The organism is Streptomyces sp. GESEQ-4, from assembly GCF_017948455.1.
Lineage (GTDB): Bacteria > Actinomycetota > Actinomycetes > Streptomycetales > Streptomycetaceae > Streptomyces.
The window spans coordinates 632,733-654,862 of the sequence record NZ_JAFFSU010000001.1; the positions used below are offsets into that span (position 1 = coordinate 632,733).

General features: G+C 69.5%; 17 protein-coding genes. 6 read left to right on the plus strand and 11 right to left on the minus strand.

All coding sequences use genetic code 11. The features are described from left to right. Positions 1–4: 4 nt before the first annotated feature. Genes KCH48_RS02855 through KCH48_RS02865 form a run of 3 tightly spaced genes read right to left on the minus strand, consistent with a single transcriptional unit; the run spans position 5 to position 3,686 of the window. Positions 5–859, minus strand: coding sequence for a xanthine dehydrogenase family protein subunit M (locus KCH48_RS02855; protein ID WP_210570026.1), 855 nt, complete (start codon positions 857–859; stop codon positions 5–7). Continuing rightward, complete coding sequence (locus KCH48_RS02860) at positions 856–3,219, minus strand: xanthine dehydrogenase family protein molybdopterin-binding subunit (RefSeq protein ID WP_210570034.1); 2,364 nt, start codon at positions 3,217–3,219, stop codon at positions 856–858. The genes KCH48_RS02855 and KCH48_RS02860 overlap by 4 nt, the downstream gene beginning before the upstream one ends. Then, positions 3,216–3,686, minus strand: a complete 471-nt coding sequence (locus tag KCH48_RS02865) for a (2Fe-2S)-binding protein (protein ID WP_210570037.1) — start codon at positions 3,684–3,686, stop codon at positions 3,216–3,218. Before KCH48_RS02865 ends, KCH48_RS02860 begins: the two co-directional genes overlap by 4 nt. Positions 3,687–3,954: 268 nt before the next feature. Here KCH48_RS02865 and KCH48_RS02870 point away from each other — a divergent pair, with 268 nt between their 5' ends. The 3 genes from KCH48_RS02870 to KCH48_RS02880 all read left to right on the plus strand — a co-directional run bounded on the left by KCH48_RS02870 (position 3,955) and on the right by KCH48_RS02880 (position 8,344). After that, a complete protein-coding gene (locus KCH48_RS02870) occupies positions 3,955–5,925 on the plus strand; it encodes a translation factor GTPase family protein (RefSeq protein WP_210570040.1) in 1,971 nt (656 codons plus the stop codon). A 73-nt stretch (positions 5,926–5,998) separates the two neighbouring features. Next, positions 5,999–7,858, plus strand: a complete 1,860-nt coding sequence (locus KCH48_RS02875) for a cellulase family glycosylhydrolase (RefSeq protein WP_210570041.1) — start codon at positions 5,999–6,001, stop codon at positions 7,856–7,858. 120 nt (positions 7,859–7,978) lie between these two features. Next, the gene (locus KCH48_RS02880; protein WP_210570042.1) at positions 7,979–8,344 is read left to right on the plus strand and encodes a hypothetical protein; all 366 of its coding nucleotides are present in this window, start codon (positions 7,979–7,981) and stop codon (positions 8,342–8,344) included. A gap of 20 nt (positions 8,345–8,364) precedes the next feature. Here KCH48_RS02880 and KCH48_RS02885 read toward each other — a convergent pair whose 3' ends face one another. Continuing rightward, positions 8,365–9,621, minus strand: a complete 1,257-nt coding sequence (locus KCH48_RS02885) for a YncE family protein (protein WP_210570043.1) — start codon at positions 9,619–9,621, stop codon at positions 8,365–8,367. A 184-nt stretch (positions 9,622–9,805) separates the two neighbouring features. On the opposite strand from KCH48_RS02885, the gene KCH48_RS02890 reads away from it, so the two are divergent. Both KCH48_RS02890 and KCH48_RS42800 read left to right on the plus strand, forming a co-directional pair. Further along, a complete protein-coding gene (locus KCH48_RS02890; protein ID WP_210570045.1) occupies positions 9,806–10,462 on the plus strand; it encodes a TetR/AcrR family transcriptional regulator in 657 nt (218 codons plus the stop codon). 783 nt (positions 10,463–11,245) lie between these two features. Beyond that, positions 11,246–11,881 (plus strand): TetR/AcrR family transcriptional regulator, encoded by a 636-nt coding sequence (locus KCH48_RS42800; RefSeq protein ID WP_210570047.1) that lies wholly within the window; start codon positions 11,246–11,248, stop codon positions 11,879–11,881. 9 nt (positions 11,882–11,890) lie between these two features. Here the strand turns inward: KCH48_RS42800 and KCH48_RS02900 are convergent, their stop codons facing one another. After that, positions 11,891–13,102, minus strand: coding sequence for an FAD-binding protein (locus KCH48_RS02900; protein WP_210570049.1), 1,212 nt, complete (start codon positions 13,100–13,102; stop codon positions 11,891–11,893). 285 nt (positions 13,103–13,387) lie between these two features. Between KCH48_RS02900 and KCH48_RS02905 the strand changes: the two genes are divergently transcribed. Continuing rightward, the gene (locus KCH48_RS02905; RefSeq protein ID WP_210570051.1) at positions 13,388–14,689 is read left to right on the plus strand and encodes an MFS transporter; all 1,302 of its coding nucleotides are present in this window, start codon (positions 13,388–13,390) and stop codon (positions 14,687–14,689) included. 41 nt (positions 14,690–14,730) lie between these two features. Here the strand turns inward: KCH48_RS02905 and KCH48_RS02910 are convergent, their stop codons facing one another. The 6 genes from KCH48_RS02910 to KCH48_RS02935 all read right to left on the minus strand — a co-directional run bounded on the left by KCH48_RS02910 (position 14,731) and on the right by KCH48_RS02935 (position 22,060). Continuing rightward, positions 14,731–16,482, minus strand: a complete 1,752-nt coding sequence (locus KCH48_RS02910; RefSeq protein ID WP_210570052.1) for an iron ABC transporter permease — start codon at positions 16,480–16,482, stop codon at positions 14,731–14,733. 4 nt (positions 16,483–16,486) lie between these two features. Next, positions 16,487–17,695, minus strand: a complete 1,209-nt coding sequence (locus KCH48_RS02915) for an ABC transporter ATP-binding protein (protein ID WP_210570055.1) — start codon at positions 17,693–17,695, stop codon at positions 16,487–16,489. Positions 17,696–17,771: 76 nt separating this feature from the next. After that, positions 17,772–18,836 (minus strand): ABC transporter substrate-binding protein, encoded by a 1,065-nt coding sequence (locus KCH48_RS02920; RefSeq protein WP_210570061.1) that lies wholly within the window; start codon positions 18,834–18,836, stop codon positions 17,772–17,774. Between the two features lie 287 nt (positions 18,837–19,123). Beyond that, positions 19,124–20,221, minus strand: a complete 1,098-nt coding sequence (locus tag KCH48_RS02925) for an NADP-dependent oxidoreductase (protein WP_210570063.1) — start codon at positions 20,219–20,221, stop codon at positions 19,124–19,126. After that, positions 20,218–20,973 (minus strand): SDR family oxidoreductase, encoded by a 756-nt coding sequence (locus KCH48_RS02930; protein WP_210570065.1) that lies wholly within the window; start codon positions 20,971–20,973, stop codon positions 20,218–20,220. Before KCH48_RS02930 ends, KCH48_RS02925 begins: the two co-directional genes overlap by 4 nt. 46 nt (positions 20,974–21,019) lie before the next feature. Next, positions 21,020–22,060 (minus strand): NAD(P)-dependent alcohol dehydrogenase, encoded by a 1,041-nt coding sequence (locus KCH48_RS02935; protein WP_210570074.1) that lies wholly within the window; start codon positions 22,058–22,060, stop codon positions 21,020–21,022. Positions 22,061–22,130 lie beyond the last annotated feature (70 nt).

Sequence of the window (22,130 nt, forward strand, 5' to 3'; positions counted from 1 at the left end):
GCCCTCACCCCATTCCGGCGGCGGCCAGCACCGCCCGCTTGGTGAGCACCCGCGCGAGATGCGCCCGGTACTCCGGCGACGCGGACGTGTCCTGCGACGGCCGGGTACCTTCCGCCGCCGACTGGGCGGCCCGCGCCACGTCCTGCGCGTCACCCGCACCCGACAGGGCGTCCTCGGTCGCGGACGCGCGCAGCGCCGTGGAGCCCATGTTGGTCAGGCCCACGCGCGCCTGAGCGATCTGCCCGTTGTCGCGCCGCACCAGCGCGGCCACGCCGACGATCGGCCAGGACTGTGCCACCCGGTGGAACTTCTCGTAGTGGAAGCCCCAGCCGTCCGTCTTCGGGATCCGCACCTCGACCAGGAGCTCGTCCGGTTCCAGCGCGGTCTGCAGATAGTCGACGAAGAACTCGCGTGCCGGGATGGTGCGCCGCCCCCGCGGCCCCTGCGCCACCAGCTCGCCGTCCAGCGCCAGCACCGCGGCGGGCGGGTCCCCGGCCGGGTCCGCGTGCGCGAGCGATCCGCCGAGGGTGCCCCGGTGGCGTACGGCGGGGTCCGCGACCGTGGCGGTGGCCGTCGCCAGCAGTCCCGCGTGGCGGCGGACGAGCGGGTCGTGGATGACGTCGTGGTGGGTGGTCATGGCGCCGATGACGAGGGTGTTCCCGTCCTCGCGCACTCCGCGCAGCTCGGGGATGCGGCCGACGTCGACGACCAGTTCGGGGAAGGCCAGCCTGAGCCGCAGCAGCTGCAGCAGGCTCTGCCCGCCGGCCAGCACCTTCGCGTCCTCGCCCGCGTCGGCGAGGGTGCGCACCGCCTCGTCGACGCTGCTCGGCCGGGCGTAGTCGAATGCCGGGGGGATCATCGCGCCGCCTCCTCGATCGCTTCCCACACCCGCTGCGGGGTGCAGGGCATCCGCACGTCGGTCACGCCCAGCGGGCGCAGCGCGTCCACCACCGCGTTGACGACGGCCGGCGTCGAGGCGATCGTCCCCGCCTCGCCGACTCCCTTGACCCCCAAGGGATTCAGGGTCGACGGCGTCTGGGTCCGGTCGGTCACGAAGTCCGGCAGGTCCGCCGCCGACGGCACCAGGTAGTCGGCCATCGTGCCGGAGACCAGGTTGCCCTCGTCGTCGTAGACCGCCTCCTCGTACAGCGCCTGACCGATGCCCTGGGCGAGGCCGCCGTGCACCTGGCCCTCGACGATCATCGGGTTGACGACCTTGCCGACGTCGTCGACACAGACGTACGACCTGATCCGTGTCTGTCCGGTCTCCGTGTCGACCTCGACCGCGCACAGGTGGGTGCCGTGCGGGTAGGAGAAGTTCTCCGGGTCGACGAGGTGCTCGGCGTTGATGGTGGGCTCCATGCCGTCGGGCAGGTCGTGCGAGGAGAACGTCTCGAAGGCGACCTCCTGGATGGTCTTGCGGGCCTCCGGGGAGCCCTTCACCGAGAAGACGCCGTTCGTGAACTCCAGGTCGTTCTCGCTGGCTTCGAGCAGATGCGCGGCGACCTTGCGGGCCTTGGCGACCACCTTCTCGGCCGCGTGGTGCACGGCGATCCCGCCGACGACCAGCGACCGCGACCCGTAGGTGTCCATGCCCTGCGGGACCGCCCTGGTGTCGCCGTGCACCACCTCGATGTCCTCGAAGGGCACGCCCAGCGCGTCGGCGGCGATCTGGCTCCAGCAGGTCACATGGCCCTGCCCGTGCGGGCTGGTGCCGGTGACGACCTCGACCTTGCCGGTCGGGAGCATGCGGATGGTCGCCGCCTCCCAGCCGCCGGCCGCGTACCTCAGGTCCCTGAGCACCCGGCTCGGCGCGAGCCCGCACATCTCGGTGTACGTCGACACGCCGATGCCGAGCCGTACGGTGTCGCCGCGCTCGTTGCGGTCCGCCTGCTCGGCGCGCAGCTTGTCGTAGCCGAACAGGTCGAGTGCCTTCTCCGTGGCGGCCTCGTAGTTGCCGCTGTCGTAGGTGAGCCCGGCGATGGCGGTGTACGGGAACTCCTCGTGCCGGATCCAGTTGCGGCGCCGCAACTCGATGGGATCCAGGCCGAGTTCGACGGCCAGATCGTCCATGATGCGCTCGATGGCGAAGGTCGCCTCGGGCCGGCCGGCGCCCCGGTAGGCGTCGGTCGGCGTGCGCGTGGTGAAGACGCCCGTGCACGTGAAGTCGTAGGCGTCCATCTTGTAGATCCCCGGGTACATGAACGCGCCCAGCAGCGGAATGCCCGGGGTGATGATCATCAGGTAGGCGCCCATGTCGGCCAGCAGGTCGACCTTCAGGCCGAGCAGCTTGCCGTCGCGGGTGGCGGCGATCTCGATGTCCTGGATCTGGCCGCGGCCGTGGTGGGTGGCCTGGTAGTTCTCGGAGCGGGACTCGGTCCACTTCACCGGCCGGCCCAGCTTGCGGGCCACGGCGAGCGCGAGGGCCTCCTCGCCGTACACCTGGAGCTTGGAGCCGAAGCCGCCGCCGACGTCGGGCGCGATCACCCGCAGCTTCTGCTCGGGGATGCCGGTGACCATGGCCAGCAGCACCCGTGCGATGTGCGGGACCTGGGTGGAGGAGTACAGGGTGTACTCGCCGGAGGCCGCGAGCGGGGTGACGACCACCGCGCGGGGCTCCATCGCGTTGGGGATCAGACGCTGCTGGATGTAGCGCCGCTTCAGGACGATGTCGGCGCGCTCGCGTACCGCGTCGAAGCTCTCGCCGGTGGCGAGCGGCCAGACGTAGCAGCGGTTGGTGCCCTTGTCGGAGTGGACCAGCGGGGCGCCCTCGGCGAGCGCGTCCTCCAGGTCGAGCACCGGGGGCAGCGGCGTGTAGTCGACCTCGATCGCCTCCAGCGCGTCCGCCGCCGTGTACCGGTCCCGCGCCACGACGACCGCGATCGGGTCGCCCGCGTACCGCACCTCGTCGACCGCCACCGCCGGATGGTCCGGCATGACGATGTCCTCGGTCACCGGCCACACGCACGGCATCGAGCCCATGCCGTCGGCCAGGTCGCGCCCGGTGAAGGCGGCGATGACGCCCGGCCGGTCGAGGGCCGCGGAGACGTCGACGCGATCCAGGCGGGCGTGCGCCATGGGGCTGCGCAGGATCGCCAGATGCAGCAGACCGCTGACCTGGATGTTGTCGGTCCAGTTGGTCTGGCCCGTGATCAGGTGGGCGTCTTCCTTGCGGGCACGTGAGCGGCCGACTTCGGGTCCGGCCATCTGGTCGGTCATGCCGGCACCTCCTGCCCGGAGGCGGCGAGCACCGCGCGCACGATGTTCTGGTAGCCGGTGCACCGGCAGAGGTTGCCCTCCAGGGCCTGGCGTACGTCGTCCGAGCTGGGGTGCGGGTTCTCCCGCAGCAGATCCCGGGCCGCCATGATCATGCCTGGGGTGCAGTAGCCGCACTGCAGTCCGTGCTGCTCGTGGAACGCCTTCTGCAGCCCGGTCCACTCGCCGTCCCGGGCGAGCCCCTGGACCGTGGTCACTTCGCTCCCGTCCGCCTGGACGGCGAGGACCGAGCAGCTCTTGACGCTCTCCCCGTCGAGCTCGACCATGCAGGCCCCGCAGTTGGAGGTGTCGCAGCCGATCGGGGTGCCGGTCAGACCGAGGCGGTCGCGCAGGTAGTGGATCAGCAGAAGACGGGGCTCGACCTCGTCCTCGTACGTCGTGCCGTCCACGTTCACCGAGATGTGGGTCATGTGCCCTCCAGGCCGTGCGGCGGAAGCGAGGGAAATCGGCGACGAAACGTGATGCAGGTCACTCGATGTACGTCACTCTATGACCGCACCCCGACGGCGGCGAGTGCTGCGACGGGCTTCGTTGACGGTTAATCCATTGCTGCGGTGCGTCCGGTTCTGCTGCAATGCATCAGACCGCGTCGTCACGACCCGAGGAGCACACAGATGCGAGCTACGCGCATGTCCACCCAGGAAGGAATCCCCCCGATGACCAAGGACATGACGCTCAGTGCATCTGCTCAATCTCGGAATTCTCGCGCACGTAGACGCCGGTAAGACCAGCCTGACCGAGCGGCTGCTGTACGCCGCCGGAGTCGTCGACGAGATCGGCAGCGTCGACGCCGGCTCCACGCGGACCGACTCGCTCGCGCTGGAGAAGCAGCGCGGGATCACCATCAAGTCCGCCGTCGTCTCGTTCCCTCTCGACGACGTGACGGTCAACCTCATCGACACCCCCGGCCACCCGGACTTCATCGCCGAGGTCGAGCGGGTCCTCGGCGTGCTCGACGGCGCCGTCCTGGTCGTCTCTGCCGTCGAGGGCGTCCAGCCGCAGACCCGCGTCCTGATGCGCACGCTGCGGCGGTTGCGCATCCCCACGCTGATCTTCGTCAACAAGATCGACCGGCGTGGAGCGGGGTACGAAGGGGTGCTGCGGGCGATCGCCGAGCGGCTCACGGCCTCGGTCGTACCGATGGCCACGGTCTCCGGACTCGGCACACGCGGCGCCCGCGTCACCCCGGGGCTCGCCCCGGCCGCGATCGACGTCCTCACCGAGCACGACGACGACCTGCTGTCCGCCTACGTCGAGGACGCGGTTTCGTACGACCGCCTGCGCACCGCCCTCGTCGACCAGACCCGGCAGACCCTCGTTCACCCCGTCTACTTCGGGTCCGCCATCACGGGCGCGGGCGTGGACACGCTCATCGCCGGGATCAAGGAGCTGCTGCCCGCGGCCGAGGGCGATCCGGACGGGCCGGTGTCGGGCACCGTGTTCAAGGTCGAGCGGGGACCGGCGGGGGAGAAGATCGCCTATGCGCGGATCTTCTCCGGGACGCCGGCCGTCCGCGACCGGATCCGTTTCGGAGACGGTGACACCGAGGGCAAGATCACCGCGATCAACGTCTTCGAGGAGGGCACGGACTCCCGTGCCGAGACCGTCCCGGCAGGCCGCATCGCCAAGCTCTGGGGCCTCGACGCCATCCGGATCGGCGACGCGATCGGGGAGCCGCGCAAGGCGTACGAGCACTTCTTCGCGCCGCCCACCCTCGAAACCGTCGTCGTGCCGGGCGCGGGCGTGGACAAGCGGTCCCTGCATCTCGCCCTGACCCAACTCGCCGAGCAGGACCCGCTGATCGGCCTCCGGCACGACGAGATCCGGCAGGAGATCTCCGTGTCCCTCTACGGCGAGGTCCAGAAGGAGGTCATCCAGGCCACACTCGCCGACGACTACGGCCTGGACGTCACCTTCCGGGAGACGTCGACGATCTGCATCGAGCGTCCCGTGGGCACGGGAGCGGCCGTCGAGTTCAACAAGAAGGACGCCAACCCGTTTCTCGCGACAGTCGGCCTGCGTGTCGACCCGGCACCGACCGGCTCGGGCGTCGCCTTCCGGCTGGAAGTGGAACTCGGCTCCATGCCGTACGCGTTCTTCAAGGCCGTCGAGGACACCGTGCGCGAGACCCTTACGCAGGGCCTCAGCGGCTGGCAGGTCACCGACTGCACGGTCACCATGACCCACTCCGGTTACTCGCCCCGGCAGAGCCACGCCCACCAGGGCTTCGACAAGAGCATGTCCAGCACCGGCGCCGACTTCCGCGGTGTGACGCCACTGGTCCTGATCGAGGCGCTGCGCAGGGCGGGCACCCAGGTGTACGAGCCCATGCACCGCTTCCGCATCGAGACGCCCGTGGACACCCTGGGCGCGCTGCTCCCGGTGCTGGCCGCGCTGCGGGCCGTACCGCAGACCACCGGGACGCGGGGTGGCGCCAGCGTTCTGGAGGGTGCCGTTCCCGCGGGCCGGGTACACGAACTGGAGCAGCGGCTGCCGGGGCTCACCCGGGGCGAAGGCGAGTTGGAGAGCGCCTTCGACCACTACGCGCCGGTCATCCGAGGCACGGCCCCGCGGCGTCCGCGCACCGACCACAACCCGCTCAACCGCAAGGAATATCTGTTGAACGTGACGCGCAGAGTGGGCGGTTGAGCCGGGCGGGATTTAACTTACTCCAGAGTCAGGGGTGTTGACGGTGTCCTGAAATTACCGGACGGTAGTGAACATGCCGAATAAGCGTGCGCGTGTGCTCCTTGTTCTGGTTCTCCTCTGTGGGTTCCTGTCGGTGGCGGGCGCCCGTCCCGCCACCGCCGCCTCCGTCCCCGACTCCCTCTGGTTCGACGAATCCCCGCTCACCGTGCAGAACGGCCGCTTCACCGACGGCCACGGCCGTGAGGTCGTGCTGCGTGGCTACAACGTCTCCGGCCAGACCCAGCTGAAGGAGAACAACGGCCTGCCCTTCGCCTCGGTCGCCGACGCGAAGAAGTCCGCGAGCGCGCTGAGAGCGCTCGGCGGCGGCAACTCGGTCCGCTTCCTGCTGTCCTGGGCGTACGCCGAGCCCGTGCGCGGCCGGGTGGACAACGCCTACCTGGCCGCCGCCACTGCCCAGATCGGCGCCTTCCTCGACGCCGGGATCCGGGTGTACCCCGACTTCCACCAGGACCTCTACTCCCGCTGGCTGTTCGACTCGGACAGCTGGTACACCGGCGACGGCGCCCCCAAGTGGGCCGTGGACCTCGGTGACTACCCGGACGAGTACTGCGGGATCTGCCCCTTCTGGGGCCAGAACATCACCTCCAACGCGGCCGTGACGGAGGCGACGTACGACTTCTGGCACAACACGTACGGCCTGCAGGACTCGTTCCTCGACACCGCCCAGAAGACGATGGCGTACCTCAAGCAGAACCTCACGACCACCCAGTTCACGGGCGTCGTCGGCTTCGACCCGTACAACGAACCCCATGCGGGCGTCTACGACTCGGGCCAGTCCAGCCGGGCCTGGGAGAAGGACGTCCTGTGGCCCTTCTACGCGAAGTTCCGGGCGCGGATGGACGCGGCCGGCTGGCAGAACAAGCCGGCGTTCGTCGAACCGAACCTGTTCTGGAACGCCAACCTGGACTTCCAGAAGCAGGAGGGCGGCCTGCTCGACGCGGGCACGCTGGGGCCGCGCTTCGTCTTCAACACCCACTTCTACGACCAGAAGGCCATCTCCGGCATCTTCATGTGGGGGAAGGCGGCGGACGGACAGTACGCGGGCGACTTCGGCATGGTGCGTGACCGGGCCTCCGCCGCCAAGACGCCCGCCATTGTCAGCGAGTTCGGCCACCCGCTGGCCGGCACGGTCTCCGACAAGGCGCCGACGGTCCTCAAGGCGATGTACCAGGCCCTCGACTCCCGGGTACCGGGGAAGAGTTGGTGGACGAACCCGACCGGCTCCGGTCCCGTCCTCTCCGGCAGCCAGTGGCAGTGGGACATCTACCACGGCCGCCACCACGAGCTGATGAACGACAACCCCGACAAGGTGCAGACCGAGGGCGACGCCTGGAACGACGAGGATCTGTCCGCCGTACGCCTCGACGACTCCGGTAAGGCCGTCCTGCGCCAGGACACACGGCTGCTCGACCGCGTCTACCCGAGCGCCACCTCCGGTACGACCGTCGCCTTCACCTACGAGGACCGCTCCCGCGACGGCTCCACGACCCTGACCTGGAATCCGGTTCCCAAGTCCATGCCCAACGTGGACCGGCTGGTGGGCTCCGGGCAGTACAGCCTGCTCGTGTGGCGCTCGGGCAGCGGCTCGGCCCCCACCGAACTGCACCTCCCGGCATCCTTCCCGACCTCGAGCACCACCGTCGTCTCCGACCTGGGCACGGCGCACGCCCCGCCCTCATACACGACGTCGACCCCGATCGCGGCGGCCTCCGAACCTGGCGGCACCGGCAGCCGCCGCCTGCTGCTGACAGACTCCGACTCGGGCACGCTGCACTACGCGCTCGTCACCAACGGCGCGACGAATCCCTCGTCGTCCCTGATGAACGCGGCAAAGGCGGAACTGGCGGCCTGGGCGACCCAGCGCCTCGGCTGACAGCCTCCCCTCGCGTCGGGGTCGAACCGGACCCCGACGCGAGGGCAGGTCGCAGCAGGCCCGGCCCGGACGTCGTAGGATCACCCACCGCTGACGGGCACATCTGTGGGGGAGACGACGTTGCGGAAACCCGATGACCGACGCGCGGCCGTCCCGCGCTTCGCGACCGAACTCGTCGCCTGGGTGGCCACGCCCTGGGCGCTGGCCGGGTACTCCTGGCCGCTCGCGGTGCTGTCCGTGGTGGTGCTGATCGGGCTGCCGACCGTCTTCACCACACCGGGGGACAAGGCCCACGGGATCGTGCCGGTGCCCGGGGCGGTCACGATCCTTCTGGTGCTGCTCCAGCTGGTGGCGGCCGTGGTCTCCGCATGGCTGGCCTGGCCCGTGTGGGCGGCGGTCGCGGTGTCCCTGCTGGCCGCCGCCACGCTGGTCACGGAACGCCCGCGGTGGCGGTGGCTGGTGTCCGGGCACCGCGCCACCGCCTGAACCGCTCGGGTCTCAGCGTCTCAGCCGGAGGTTCCCGTCCAGTCCGCGGCCACATGCCCCAGCCGCACGCGCTGCGGATGGTCGCCGACCGGGACGGACACCGTCTTCTTGCCGGTGGCGAAGTCGATGGCCGTGACCTGGTCGGTGCCGCTCTCCGACACCACGCAGCTCTTTCCGTCGCCGCTGACGGTCGCCCAGTACGGCTTCGAGGCGGTGACCAGCGGGCCCTCCTGGAGAGTGGCGCGGTCGACGACCGTCGCGTAGTCGTCCATCGTGCCCGCGACGCACAGTTTGCTGCCGTCGGGGCTCATCGAGATGCCGTGGTGGCGCGAGTCGTTGACGAAGGTGGTGCGGTCGTCGTTGGTCGCCGGGTTCTTCGGGAGAGTCTTCGTACGGGTGATCTTGTCCGTCGCGATGTCGTACTCGAAGAAGCCGTTGAAGAACGAGACCTGGAAGTACAGCTTGGACTCGTCGGGCGAGAACACGGCGGGCCGGACGGCGTCGGAGTAGTCCGTGAGGCCGATGGCGTCCAGCCGCTGCCGCATGTCGATGACCTTGACCCGCTCGTACGTGGTCGCGTCGACGACGGTGATGTACCGGTTGCCCTTCGTCCAGTCCAGCCAGGGCGCGTCGGTCGCGGTGTTCACATCGCCGATGCCCATGTTCCAGAGGTACTTGCCGTCCTTGGTGAAGATGTTCTCGTGCGGCTTGTCGGCGGTGGCGACCGAACCGAGCTGCTTGCCGGTGACGATGTCCAGCACGTGCACGGTGTTGGAGGTCGAGGCGGACACGGCGACACGCTTGCCGTCGGGGGAGACCGTCATGTGGTCGGAGCGGTAACCCGACACGGGGAAGCGCCAGTTGATGTCTCCGGTGGCCAGGTCGATCGAGACCACGTCGGCGAAGCTCGGACGGGAGACGACCACCGAGGAACCGTCCGGCGTGGTGTACATGTCGTCCACGAACTGGTCGTGGCCCTCGCCGACGCTGTTGCGGATGGCCATGAAGTAGATCCACTTGATCGGGTTCGCGTTGATCTCCGCCATCCGCGCGTCCTTGTCGGGGATGACGTTGATCCGGCCGATCTTCGCGAAGTCGCCGGAAGCCTTGATGACGTCGGCGGTGCCGTCCCAGTTGTTGCCGACGAACAGCACTTCGCGCAGGGCGGCGGCGTCCGAGGGGCCGGTGGCGGCGGTGGCCGCGGTCGCGGGGGCGGTGACGGTCAGGACGAGGGCGGCGGCCATGGAGCAAAGGTGCCTGGTGCGGATGGCAGGCATGGGTGCTCTCTTCTCTGGGGGGCGGGTGCCAGGGGCGGGGCATGCCAAGACGGGGTGGTGAATCTGAACACAACTACTTTCACAGTGGACTTACTGAAAAGTAAGGAGCGGGTGTCCTGTTCGACAAGACCGCGTACACGACAAAATTGATCGACGGGGTCAGACGAGGGAACGGGGAGGGTCCGTGACGGGCAGGCTCAGGGCGCCGACCGGCCGGTACAGGGGCAAGTCCGCGGAGGAGCGGCAGGCCGAGCGCCGCCGCCGCTTCCTGGACGCCGCGCTCCAGATGTTCGGCGACTCACCCGGCTACCGGGCCACGACCGTGGCCGCGCTGAGCGAGGCCGCCGGGCTCTCCACCCGCCAGTTCTACGAGGAGTTCCGCACCCTCGAGGACGTCCTGGCCGCCCTCCACCTCCAGGTCAACGACTGGGCCGAGGAGGCCGTACTCGCCGCGGTGGCCGCCGCGGCCGACCTGCCGCTCGCCGAACGCGCCACCGCGATCTTCCGCGCCTACGCCGCCAACGTCACCGCCGATCCACGCCGTATCCGCATCACCTTCGTCGAGATCATCGGCGTCAGCCCCCGCCTGGAACACCAGCGCCTGGCCCGCCGCGCCCGCTGGGTCGACCTCGTGTGCGCCGAGGCGGACGCGGCGGTCGCCCGGGGTGAGGCGGCGCCCCGCGACTACCGGCTCGCCGCGACCGCCTTCATCGGCAGCGTCAACGGCCTGCTCCACGACTGGAGCGCCGGGTGGGTGGACGCCACGCTGGAGGAGGCGGTGGACGAACTGGTCCGGCAACTGCTGGGGATTCTGCGGCCGGCGGGGTGGGAGGCGGGGTGACGGACCGGGGGGAGCGGTCGCTCGTGGGCCACCGAGTTGACGGTGCGGTACCTGGTCGTGCCGGCCGCAGATGCGCTTGGCGCGCGTCAGTCACTCAGCCCGTTCACCGCGGCGAACTCCGGCGCGATCCCGTCGCCAGCCTCGAGCAGTCCTTCACGGACCCCGTCCCCGAGAACCGGGATCATGTAGCTGATGGGCTGACCCAGCGGCTTGGACGCGGAGCGACCTTCGGTTCCAAGGCGTTCGAACGCCGGGCGCTGAAGCCGTCGCCGGTTGAGAGCGAGCGGAGTTTGCGCTGCCGGTAAGCGGCTGCAATCCCGCGGCGAGCGCCATCGGGTGGTGGCGCTCGTAGCCGTCGTAGTGGTCGCGGTGAACGTTGCGCCAGATCGTGATGCGCATGGACTGCTCCTGGGCGGGCTTGGACAGGGCTCAGCGGGCGCGCGCGGTCAGCAGGGCGCTGCCCGGCTGCGCGCGGCGCAGATCTCCTCGGCGGCGTTCGTGATGCTCACGCCGACGCCGTTCTCGGTAACGTTGGCGAGATGCCGCCGCCTCCGGCAGGAAAGACATCGGTCCAGCGAGGCACAAGAGTTCCCATTGATTACGGAGGTCAGGGACGGGGCGGAAGGCGTTGGCCGAGTTCAGCCGGCCAACGTACGTTTCCCGGTACGTCGACGTGCGGCGCTCCAGGGGAGCCGCGGTCCCGGATACGTTACGGTGAGCCCGGCGGAGTGGGTTTACGCGTGCGGCTACGGGGCGTTAGCCAATGGACGAGGCAGGGGTAGCGTGACGTCAGAGCGCGGCAGTCGGTCGGCGGTGACTGCCCGGAGGCGAACGGCGGTCGGCAGGTCCCCGGGACCGCGTGCGGCGGAGATCAGGGCCGCAGCTCTCGTCCTGTTCGCCGAGCGCGGGTACGCCGCCACCACGATGGCCGACATCGGCGAAGCCGTGGGGATGCGCGGGCCGAGTCTGTACAAGCACGTGGGGTCCAAACAGGAACTGCTCGCGCAGATCATGACGGGCACGATGGACGACCTGCTGCGCAATCACCGCATCGCGGTGGCCGGCTGCGAGGACGTCGTGGAGCGGCTGCGCCGGACCGCCGAGGCGCATGTCCGCTACCACGCCCGGCACCGCCTGGAAGCGTTCGTGGGGACCCGGGAGATCCGCAGCCTGGAGGAGCCGCACCGCACGGAGGTCCTGCGGCGGCGGGCGGCCTACGAGCAGGCGTTCCGGACGTTGCTCACCGAAGGTGTGGAGGCGCGCCGCTTCGCGATCACCACGGTGAAGCTGACCTCCTACGCGATCCTGGACCTCGGGATGGGCGTGGCCGTCTGGTATCGCGAGAACGGCGATCTGACGGAGGATCAGGTCGTCTACCAGTACGGCGACTTCGCCTTGCGGCTGGCCGGAGTGCGCTGAGCCGCCCGGTCAGGTGTGGCGTACCACTCTGGTGGCGATCTCGGTGGCGGTGTCTGCGGCGGTCAGTCCGTACACGAGGGCTGAGGCGAGTCCGCCCGTGTAGGCGCGGTGCCACAGGCCGCCCGTGTCCGATCCGGCGGCCAGGAGTCCGCCGAGCGGTTGGCCGTCCTCGCGCAGCACGCGGGCCCGGTCGTCGATACGTACGCCGTGAAATGGGAAGGTGATAGCCGGCACCGTCTCGATGACGTAGTACGGCGGTTCGTCCAGCGGCAGACGGTCCAGTTCTCGGCCGGGCGCCGGTTCCAGCCCTGCCGAGGTCTGCTCGTTGAACCGCTTGACGGCATCACGGACGGCGTCGCCCCGGTATCCCCATTCCTCCGGCAGCCAGGCCAGTTCGTCGAGGTCTTCGGCGAGTCCGACGCGGCCGCCTCGCTTGCTCGCCAGGGCGAACTTGTCGACGGCGACCGCGCCCTCGACGTACGAGCCGACGATCCAGTCGCGGAACACCCGGGCGTCGGCGATGAGCAGACCACGGCATTCGGGCTGCTCCAGCAGCGTCATGGCGGTGAGATGGTCGCCCAGGGTCTCGTCGGTGAACCGCTCGTTCCGCAGATTGAACAGGAGGGCGTGCTCGCTGTAATAGAGCGACATGTCGACGAAGTCGGCTGGGTCGGCGAAGGGGATGCCGCTGGGAATGAGATGGCCGTAGAAGCCGGCGTCATGGTGGCCGGTGGCAGCGCCGACGCGGGTGGCCAGGCGGTAACCGCCGCCGCGGCTGTGGGGGTTGGAGCGGAGTTCCATGCGGTCGGCGTGGGGGTGCACATGCGCGGCGCGCAGGGCGGGGTCGCCCTGGAATCCGCCGGTCGCGAGAAGCGTGGCCCTGGCCCGCACCTGTCTGCGGGTGCCGTCGGCCGCCCTCAGCTCCGCTCCGACCACGGTGCCGTGCTCGACCACGAGCCGTTCGGTGTCGGTCTCCAGCAGCAGCTCGCCGCCGCTGTCGAGGACGAGCCGACGGCAGGTGTCGACGTAGTGGTTGGTGTCGAACTGGTGGCCGCGGCCGAAGCTGCTCCACGCGTAACCGGCGAAGCGTGCGGAGCCGCCGACGTCCCCGCCGATCTCGGCGATCAGCACGGACAGACCGTTGCGAACGGCGCGGGCGCCGGCGGTCAGTCCTGCCATACCCGCACCGACGATCAGCAGATCGACGTCATCTGGGCGCATGGGACGCTCCTTCGGCCAAGGGATCGACTCTCCAGCGAGGTTCACGAGGTCCACCCAACCTCTTGCGAGTAAACCGAACCCGATTCAAAATCTCAACCGTCGGACTCGTGTGGATACGGTGACCATGTCGCGCGGTATGGCCCCACACGCACGTCCAGCACGTCGCTTTTTCGCTCCGCTTTCCGGGAAATCCGTGCGTGAAGGATAGCCGTACTGAGTTCAGTTCTGTACCGTCCCGGGCGTCGGCAGGGTATGGGACCGTGCCGTGGGAAGGAGAGTCGGAGCATGAGTGCCACTCATCGGTCCGCCGCAGCAGAGGCGGAGTCGGCGACGTACGATCCGGTCACGGTGCGCCGCGCGATGCTCGCCGGCAGCCTCGGGACCCTCATCGAGTACTACGACTTCAGTGTCTACGGCTATCTCGCCGTGGTGATCGCTCCGCAGTTCTTCCCGAGCGACGATCCCGCGGCCTCACTCCTGGCGGCGCTCGCGGTGTTCGCCACCGGCCTCGTGGTACGGCCGGTCGGCGGAGTCTTCTTCGGGTGGCTCGGCGACCGATGGGGCCGTCGCAAGGCACTGGTCTCCTCGGTGCTGTGCATGGGAGTGGCCAGCAGCATCACGGGACTGCTGCCCACCTACAGCCAGATCGGCGTGGCCGCCGCCGTACTGCTCCTGCTCGCCCGGCTGGTGCAGGGCATCTCCACGGGTGGCGAGTCGGTCGGCGCCTACACCTACATCTACGAGTCGGCGCCGCCCAAGCGCAGGGCCTTCCTCGGTGCCGTCACGCCCATCGGGTCCAACCTCGGGTTCATGTTCGCGGCCGCCACGGCCGGGGTGATCTCCGCGCTCGCCACGAAGGACCAGATGGCCGACTGGGGCTGGCGATTGCCCTTCCTGATGGCGATACCGCTCACCGTGTTCTGCCTGTGGGCCCGGCTGCGGATCGAGGACACCCCGGAATTCGAGGAGGCGGCACGCCGCGCCGACATCCCCACGGCTCCGATCCGCGAGGTCCTCTCCACCCACCGCGCGGCGCTTTGGCAGTCCATCGGCCTGTCCATGGCGCAGGGCGGCGCCATCTTCCTCGGACTGACGTACATCGGCATCTACCTGACCAATGACCTGGGGTACGACTCCACGCAGGTGCTCTGGCTGAGCGCGGGCGTCGTGCTGGTCACCGTGCTGCTGATGGTGCCGGCCGGCTGGCTCGCAACCCGGTTCGGCTCGCGTCGCATCCTGCTGTGCGGACTGCTGGGATTTCTGGTGACGGCCTACCCCACGATGATGCTCATGGACCAGGACAGCCTGGCCCTGGCCGGCCTGGCCTACCTGCTGTTCATGCTGAGCAGCGCGTTCGTGCAGGTCCCGGCGGCCAGTCTGTGGCCGCATCTGTTCGAGCGCCGGGTCCGCTACACCGGCATGGCGATCGGGTACAACGTCGGCACCGTCCTCGCGGGCGGTACGGCTCCGTACATCGCGACCTTCCTGGTCCAGCGGACCGGAAACCTGCTCTCCCCGGCGTTCTTCGTCATGGCGGTCTGCGTGATCGGGATCGGCGCCCTGGCCACCGTCCGCAAGGATGTGTAGGAGGGGGCGGCGGGTACGACGGCCCGGCCCGCCCCGTCCCCTCAGAGCTTCTCGAAGATGTCGGAGCCGGCGACGGACATGGCCACGAAGACACCCGCCGACGTCACCAGCGTCATGACCAGGGCGATCGCCGCGACCAGCGGGTACGAGCCGTTGGACCAGTAGTCGAACAGGATGGTCCCCATGACCTGGGTCGTGGGCGCCCGCACCAGCAGCGAGGCGGTGAACTCGTGGGTGAGCAGCACGAACATCAACGCTCCGGCACCCGCGAGAGTGGGGCGCAGCAGCGGCAGCACGATCTCGGTGTTGGTCCGCAGTGCGCCCGCCCCGCTGGTACGTGAAGCCTCCAGGTAGGTATCGCCGAGCGCCACCATTCCGGACAGCTGCATGCGGGTGGCGAAGGGCAGCATCAGCGTCACGTAGACGAGGACGATCACCGTGCGGGTGCCATACAGGATGAACGGCTCGCGGCTGTACGTCAGCAGGAAGCCGGCGCCGAAGACCACCGCGGGGATCCCGAGGGGCATCGCCACGATGAAGTCGACCGCCGCCCGGATGACGCGGAACCGGCGCCCCTTGAGCAGCAGCGAGGCGGCGACGAAGCCGAGCGGGAGCGCGATGGCGACGGAGATGACCGAGGTGACGAGACTGTTGACGATCGCGTCCGTGATCCCTGACTCCTGGAACACACGCCGGAAGTTGTCGAGCGTGAAGCCGCTCGGTTCGATCTTCCCGCTCCAGAAGGCGGAGAGCGACACCACCGTGAGCGCGCCCAGCGGCAGCGCGAGCGCGACCAGGCCGTAGAGGACGATGCCGGTGACCGCCACCCACGACGGCCGCCCGCCGGACCGGAACGCCTTGCCGCCGTGCGTGACGAAGCGGCTGTGGTCGCCGAGGATCACCTTCTGGAAGAGGACGACGGCGATGCCGAAGAGCAGCAGCGGTGAGCCGATCGCGGCGGCCCTGCCATAGTCGACCGGGCTCTGTGACACGGCGACGTACATGTCCGTGGTGAGCACGTTGACGCCGTTGTTCCTGCCGAGCAGCAGGGGGCCCGTGAACTGGCCGAGCCCGAGGAGCAGGGCCACAAAACCCCCGTACACCAGGACCGGGCGCAGCAGCGGCAGCGTCACCCGGAAGAACACACCGGCCGGCGATGATCCGCTGACCTGGGCCGCCTCGATCAGCTCCGCGTTGATGTTGCCGAAGCCGGCGCTGACGAAGAGGTAGACGAAGGCGGTCAGGCCGAAGCCGGTGATGAGGACGATCCACGGCAGCGTGTAGATGTCGACGGGGCCCTCGTCGAGATGGTTCCACCAGGGCAGGTTGCGCAGCGCCGCGTTGAGGTAGCCGGGGCGCGGCGAGAACAGGAACGCCCAGCCGGTCACCGCGGCCACGGCCGGCACCACGATGGGCAGCACGGGCAGGACGCGCAACAGCCGCAGGCGGGGTGGCAGTCGGGTGGCCGCCCAGGCCAGGAACGTGCCTAGGACGAGCGCGATGGCCAGCGAACCCAGCGCCATACCGGCCGTCGTGCGCAGCGTCTCGGCCATGTCCGGGCTGTCGAAGGCGGTGCTGTAGCCACGGGCGTCGTCCTCGAAGGCCAGCCGTTGCAGGCCCACCAGCGGGGCGATCACCAGGTAGCCGATGGCGGCCAGGAAGGCGAGCGCGCCCAGCCGTGGCAGGTGGCGCCGCGCACGGGTCAACGCCGTCGGCCGTGGCGGGGCCGGGTGCGGCGGTGTCGTCGTGGGGGAGGGAGAGGGGGAGGGCGCGGGTACGGCGGGTGCGGCCACGACGTCACGCTCCCACTGCGGCGGGGGTGTGCACGGCTGTCCGTACCCCGTCGGCGTCGTAGTAGATGGCCGCGTCCTTGGCGAACCACGCGGTCACACGCTGCCCGCGCGCCAGACTCCGCGCCCATGGCTTGCCGGTCAGCGGCGCCCGCGCGTGCAGGCGGCTGTCCGCGATCGCGACGACCACATCCATGTGACGCCCGCCGAACTGCGCGTCGACGACCTCCGCCAGGAGGCCGACGCTGTGGGCCGGCGGTTTCTCGTCGGCCGGACAGAGCTGAAGGTCGTCGGGGCGCAGCCGGGCGGCGACCTCGCTGAGCGAGCGGGGCACCGGCAGCTCGCCGGCCACCGCCTGGCCCGCTGCGCCTGCTTGACTCGCTGCGTCCGCGTGGCTTGCGGCGCCTGATGGGACATCGGCGCCCGGGTCGTCGGCGAGTACCCATTCGCCGCCCTGACGCCGGAGCGGAAGCCGGTTCGACATGCCGATGAACCCGGCGACGTATTCGGTGGCCGGTTCCTCGAAGACCCGTTCCGGCGTGTCGAGTTGCTCGATCCGCCCGGCTTTCATGATCGCCAAACGGTCGCCGAGCGCCAGCGCCTCGCTCTGGTCGTGGGTGACGAACACGGCGGTGAAGCCCAGCCGGGCGTGCAGCTCGTGCAGTTGGGCGCGCACCTGGTCGCGCAGCCGGGCGTCGAGGTTGCTCAGCGGCTCGTCGAAGAGGACCAGGTCGGGCTGGGCGGCCAGGCCGCGGGCCAGGGCGACCCGCTGCTGCTGGCCGCCGCTGAGCTGTGCCGGATAACGGTCGAGCAGGGCGGCACAGTCGACGAGCTCCGCCGCCTCCTCGATCCGCGTGCGCGCCTGCTCACGGGCCACCCGTCTGGTTCTCAGGGGATATCCGATGTTGCGGCGCACGGTCATGTGCGGCCACAGCGCGTACGACTGGAACACCATCCCGATCCGGCGCTTGTTGGGAGGGAGGTTGACCTTCCCCCGTACATCCAGCACCGTCTGGTCGCCCAGGGAGATGCGTCCCTCGTCGGGCGTCTCCAGACCGGCCAGACAGCGCAGAGTCGTGGTCTTCCCGCAGCCGCTGGGGCCGAGCAGAACGATGAACTCGCCCGGCTCGATCTCCAGCGACAAGTCGTCCACCGCGACCGCCGGCGGCTTGCCGGCGAACCTTTTCGTCAGGCCCTCGATGCGCACGTGGGACACGGGGGACTCCTTATTTCCAAGTGTTCAAGGATCAGGTGAGTGGGCACCCGTCGCCTCGGGTGCCCACGCTGCTGGACTACTGGAACAGGGACTTCCACTTCTTCTGGTACGAGGCCACGGCCTCGGGTGTGAGCTTGGCCGGATCCTGCACGCGCACCTTGTCGTTGGTGATCACTGTGCCGGGGACCTTGGGCAGCACCGAGCCCGCGGACGGTGTGATCAGCTCCTGCCCCTTGGCGGTCACCATGAAGTCGGCGAACAGTTGGCCGGCGTTGGGGTGCGGGGCGCTCTCCAGCACCATGCCGTAGTACCGGGCGCCCCACGCGCCGTCCGGCGGCATGCGGTAGTCGACCGGCGCACCCTTCTTCTTCGCGGGCTCGAGCGCGATCGGCGCTATGAAGCTGCCGGCGGCTATCTCGCCGGACTGCAGGGCCTCACCCATCGGCAGAGAGCTGGGGTAGATACGCGGCTTCTGGGCGGCCAGCTTCTTCACGAAGTCGGCGCCGTACGTCTCCTCCAGCCACAGGTAGAAGTCGACGATCGAGGGCGCGGTCGGCTCGATGACGCCGATCTTTCCGCCTGCGAGCGAGGGGTCGAGCAGGTCCGGGTAGTCGGTCAGCCCCTTGGAGTAGAGCTTGGAATTCCAGCCGAACGTGAGCACCGCGGAGTTGGTCTCGAAGTAGTTGCCGTCGTGGACGTACTGCTTGGCGTCATAGTCGCCCTTGCCGGTCAGTTCGGGACCGGTCGGCGCCAGGAACCGCTTGGCCTCGGCCTGCGGCTTCACCCACGACAGACTCGCGCTGACATACATGTCGGCGATGCCCTTGCCGGTGTTGAACTCCGTCTCGACCTTCACCCCGAGGTCACCGTCGACGCCCCGGACGGTCTTGACGTCGATCCCCGGGTACTTGGCCTCGAAGGCCTTTGCGAGGTTGTTGAGGGCGGTCAGATCCTGGGCCGAGTAGACAGTGATCTGTCCTTCCTTCTTCGCCGCTGCGACCAGTTCTTCCATGCCCGCCGACGCGGGCACGACCTTGGACTCGGCGTTGTTGTCGTTGCCGCCGCCGCACCCGGCGGCCAGCAGTGTCGTGATCGTCAGCAGGATGAGCAAAGCCCCGCGCCGTTGCGGATCTGATCTCATTCTCGGCTCCCTTATGTGAAACCGGCTCCCGGCCGAACCGGCGCACTAGCGAGAGGGCTTTGCGCTGGACGGTGACCGAATCGCCAAGATTTCGTGAAATTACCAAACTGAACTAGGTTAGGCAATAGAATGCGCAGCCATGCGGCGAAAGGGTGGCTCAAGGGTGACTCGGGGTGCCTTCCATGCCGGTTGCCCCTCAGCGGCCAGTCTGTCTGCAGACTGCGGGGCGGTGGCCCGGCCGTACGGCCGGGCCACCGCCCCGTGGCGTCTGTTGGACTTATTTCAGTTCAGTTGAGGCGCGAGGCGCCGTCGATCCGCACCAGTGTCTTACCGGTGTTGTCGCCCCGCAGTAGTCCCGCCAGCGCCACCGGCGCCTGCGGCAGCCCGTCGATGATCGTTTCGCGGCAGCGGAGGCGGCCCTCGCGGACCCACGCGCCCACCTGCCGTTGCATCTCTGGCAGTAAGCGGGTGTGCTCGCTGCCTCGGAAGCCGCGAATCGTCAGGCCCTTGGTCACCGCCAACATGAGGTTTCCGGGCCCGTGTGGCGACTCCTCGGCCGCGTACTCCGAGACCATGCCGCAGATCGCGACGCGGCCGGACCTCCGCAGTGCTCCGAGGGCGGTCTCGAGATGGTCGCCGCCGACGTTGTCGAAGTACACGTCTATGCCGTCCGGAGCCGCCTGGCGCAGGAGGTCGGGGAGCGTGCCGCGCCTGTAGTTGAACGCGGCGTCCAGACCGAGCTCCTCCAGGAGGTAGCGCACCTTCTCGTCGGAACCAGCGCTGCCGATGACACGATGTCCGCGGATCTTCGCCATCTGCGCGGCGAGGCTGCCGACGGCGCCGGCCGCGGCGGAGACCCACACGACGTCGCCCTCGCGCAGGCCCGCGGCGTGGAGGAGGCCGGCGTGCGCGGTGAGTCCATTGGCGCCGAGCGCACCGAGATAGGTCTGTGGAGGCGCGGCGTGTACGTCGAGTTTCGTGAGCGTGCCGACACCGCCGAGCGCCTGCTTCTCCGCCTCGACGACCGCGTAGTCGCGCCAGCCCGCTGCGTGCCAGACCGTGTCGCCGGGGGCGAAGCCATCGGCGCGGGACTCGATGACCTCTCCGACGGTCATGATCCCGTCCATCGGTCCTTCGAGAGGGAAGGCCGGGAAGTATCCCGTCGGCGCCGTCTCCCTGAGCCGCAGCCGGAGAGCGGCGTCGACGGAGGTCCACGTGTTCCGCACCAGCACCTCGCCCGGCCGCGGCTGCCGCACCTCGACTTCGACGACGCGGAAGTCCGACGCGCGGACCTCGCCACGTGGGTAGGCGATCGGCCAGACCTCGCGGCCGGTCCTCGTCGCGCCTCGCCGGGACGTGTGGCCGGACCCGGCTCTGGGCCTCACCCGCGTTCCGCTGTCGTGTGCGCGTGACCGGCGTGACCGATGGTCTGGCCGCCGTCGACCAGGAACTCGCCCCCCGTGGTGTAGGAGGCCTCGTCGCTCGCGAGGAAGAGCACCATGCGGGTGACCTCCTCGGGTTCACCGATGCGCGGTACCGGCTGCTGAGCGAACAGTTCGGGTGCGGCGCTCTCGCCCATGGGCGTACGGATGACTCCCGGATGTACGGAGTTGATGCGCACCCCGGTGCCCGCCATGTCCAGCGCGGCGGCCTTGGTCATTCCCCGGATGCCCCACTTGCTCGCCACATAGCCGATGCCGTCCGCGAACCCCATGAGGCCGGCGGCAGAGGAGATGTTGACGACGGCTCCGCGACCGCGGCCGCGCATGCCGGGGAGCACGGTGTGCATGCCGAGGAAGGTGCCCACCACGTTGACGTCGAGAATCCGGCGGAAGTGTGCGGGCGACTGCTCTTCCACGCCGCCGAAGTGAATGATCCCCGCGTTGTTGACCAGGACGTCCACGGGGCCCAAGGAGTCCTCGACGGTGCGGACGACGGACTGCCACTCCTCTTCGCCGGTGACATCGAGGTGGCAGTACTGAGCGTGGGGAAGTTCCTCGGCCAGGGCCTTTCCCTCGTCGTCCAGCACGTCGCAGACGGCGACCCGGGCGCCTTCCGCGGCCAGCCCGCGTACATGTGAGACACCCATGCCCCGAGCCCCGCCGGTGACGATCGCCACTTTTCCGTCGAAGCGCATCCCGAGCTTCCCTTCTGTAGGCGTTTGCAGGCGTTGCCATGGCCGGTCAGTCGGGGACGAGCACGGCCCGCCCTCGCATCCGGCCCTGACGGAGCCGGTCGATCGCCTCCGGTGCGGCGGCCAGCGGGAACCGCTCCGTCTCGACGTGGATCGCCCCCGAGCGTGCCAGCGCCACGACCTCGGCGAGTTCGGGGCGGGTGCCCCAGAAGGGCAGTGAGAGCCTGAACCCCGGCGGGAGAACGCCGGGTTTGGAGACGGTGAGGTGACCGCCTCCGCTGCCCACGACGGCCACTTCACCACCCGCGCGCAGGATGCCGGTCGCGAGTTCTAGCGTTTGCGCGGTGCCGACGAAGTCGAGGACGGCGTCCACTCCCGCGCCACCGGTCCGCGCCTTCAGAACACCGCCGGTGTCCGGCCGTACCAGCGTGCCGAAGTCCGCGCCCGAGCGGTCCGCGAGAGCGAGCGCATCCTCCCGGGTGTCGACCGCCAGCACGCGGGTCGCGGTGGTCGCGCGGAGGATCTGTACGGCCAGGTGGCCGAGCCCGCCGATGCCGATGACGGCGGTGGTGGTGCCCTCCTCGAGTGCGGGCCGGAGGCCGGCCACGGCGTGGTACGACGTCAGGCCCGCGTCGGTGAGCGGCGCCGCCTGATCGGGCGGCAGGTCGCCGATCGGCACCAGATGGCGGGCGGAGGGAACGAGCACATACTCGGCCATGCCGCCGTCCCGGCCCAGTCCCACCCCGTGCCAGGCGAGGGTGTCACGCCGGTCGCAGTAGTTGTCCCGGCCCGCGGTGCAACGGTCGCAGGTGCCACAGCCCCACGGTCCGTACAGCACCACCCGTTCACCGACCGCCACTCCGTCGGCGTCGGGCCCAAGGGCCGCGGCCCACCCGGCGACCTCATGGCCGAGGGTGAACGGAAGCCGGTAGGGGAGTGCTCCCGGAGCCGCGTCGACGACGTGCAGATCGGAGTGGCAGAGCCCGGCGGCATCCACCCGCACCAGCACCTCGGTGCCGTGGGGGACAGGTTGCTCGACCTCGGCCGGCGTCGGAGGTTTCCCCCACGCGGTCAGCCGCAGTGCCCTCATCTTCACCGTCCCACGTCTTGTCAGCCCCGTGGCCGCCACGGTAACAGAGGTGAAGTCGGTTCAATATGCG

What these genes read in the sequence shown, in the direction of transcription:
- KCH48_RS02855 (WP_210570026.1), bottom strand. Translation starts at nt 859, where the DNA reads ATGATCCCCCCGGCATTCGACTACGCCCGGCCGAGCAGCGTCGACGAG.
- KCH48_RS02860 (WP_210570034.1), bottom strand. Translation starts at nt 3,219, where the DNA reads ATGACCGACCAGATGGCCGGACCCGAAGTCGGCCGCTCACGTGCCCGC.
- KCH48_RS02865 (WP_210570037.1), bottom strand. Translation starts at nt 3,686, where the DNA reads ATGACCCACATCTCGGTGAACGTGGACGGCACGACGTACGAGGACGAG.
- KCH48_RS02875 (WP_210570041.1), top strand. Translation starts at nt 5,999, where the DNA reads ATGCCGAATAAGCGTGCGCGTGTGCTCCTTGTTCTGGTTCTCCTCTGT.
- KCH48_RS02885 (WP_210570043.1), bottom strand. Translation starts at nt 9,621, where the DNA reads ATGCCTGCCATCCGCACCAGGCACCTTTGCTCCATGGCCGCCGCCCTC.
- KCH48_RS02900 (WP_210570049.1), bottom strand. Translation starts at nt 13,102, where the DNA reads ATGCGCCCAGATGACGTCGATCTGCTGATCGTCGGTGCGGGTATGGCA.
- KCH48_RS02905 (WP_210570051.1), top strand. Translation starts at nt 13,388, where the DNA reads ATGAGTGCCACTCATCGGTCCGCCGCAGCAGAGGCGGAGTCGGCGACG.
- KCH48_RS02920 (WP_210570061.1), bottom strand. Translation starts at nt 18,836, where the DNA reads ATGAGATCAGATCCGCAACGGCGCGGGGCTTTGCTCATCCTGCTGACG.
- KCH48_RS02930 (WP_210570065.1), bottom strand. Translation starts at nt 20,973, where the DNA reads ATGCGCTTCGACGGAAAAGTGGCGATCGTCACCGGCGGGGCTCGGGGC.
- KCH48_RS02935 (WP_210570074.1), bottom strand. Translation starts at nt 22,060, where the DNA reads ATGAGGGCACTGCGGCTGACCGCGTGGGGGAAACCTCCGACGCCGGCC.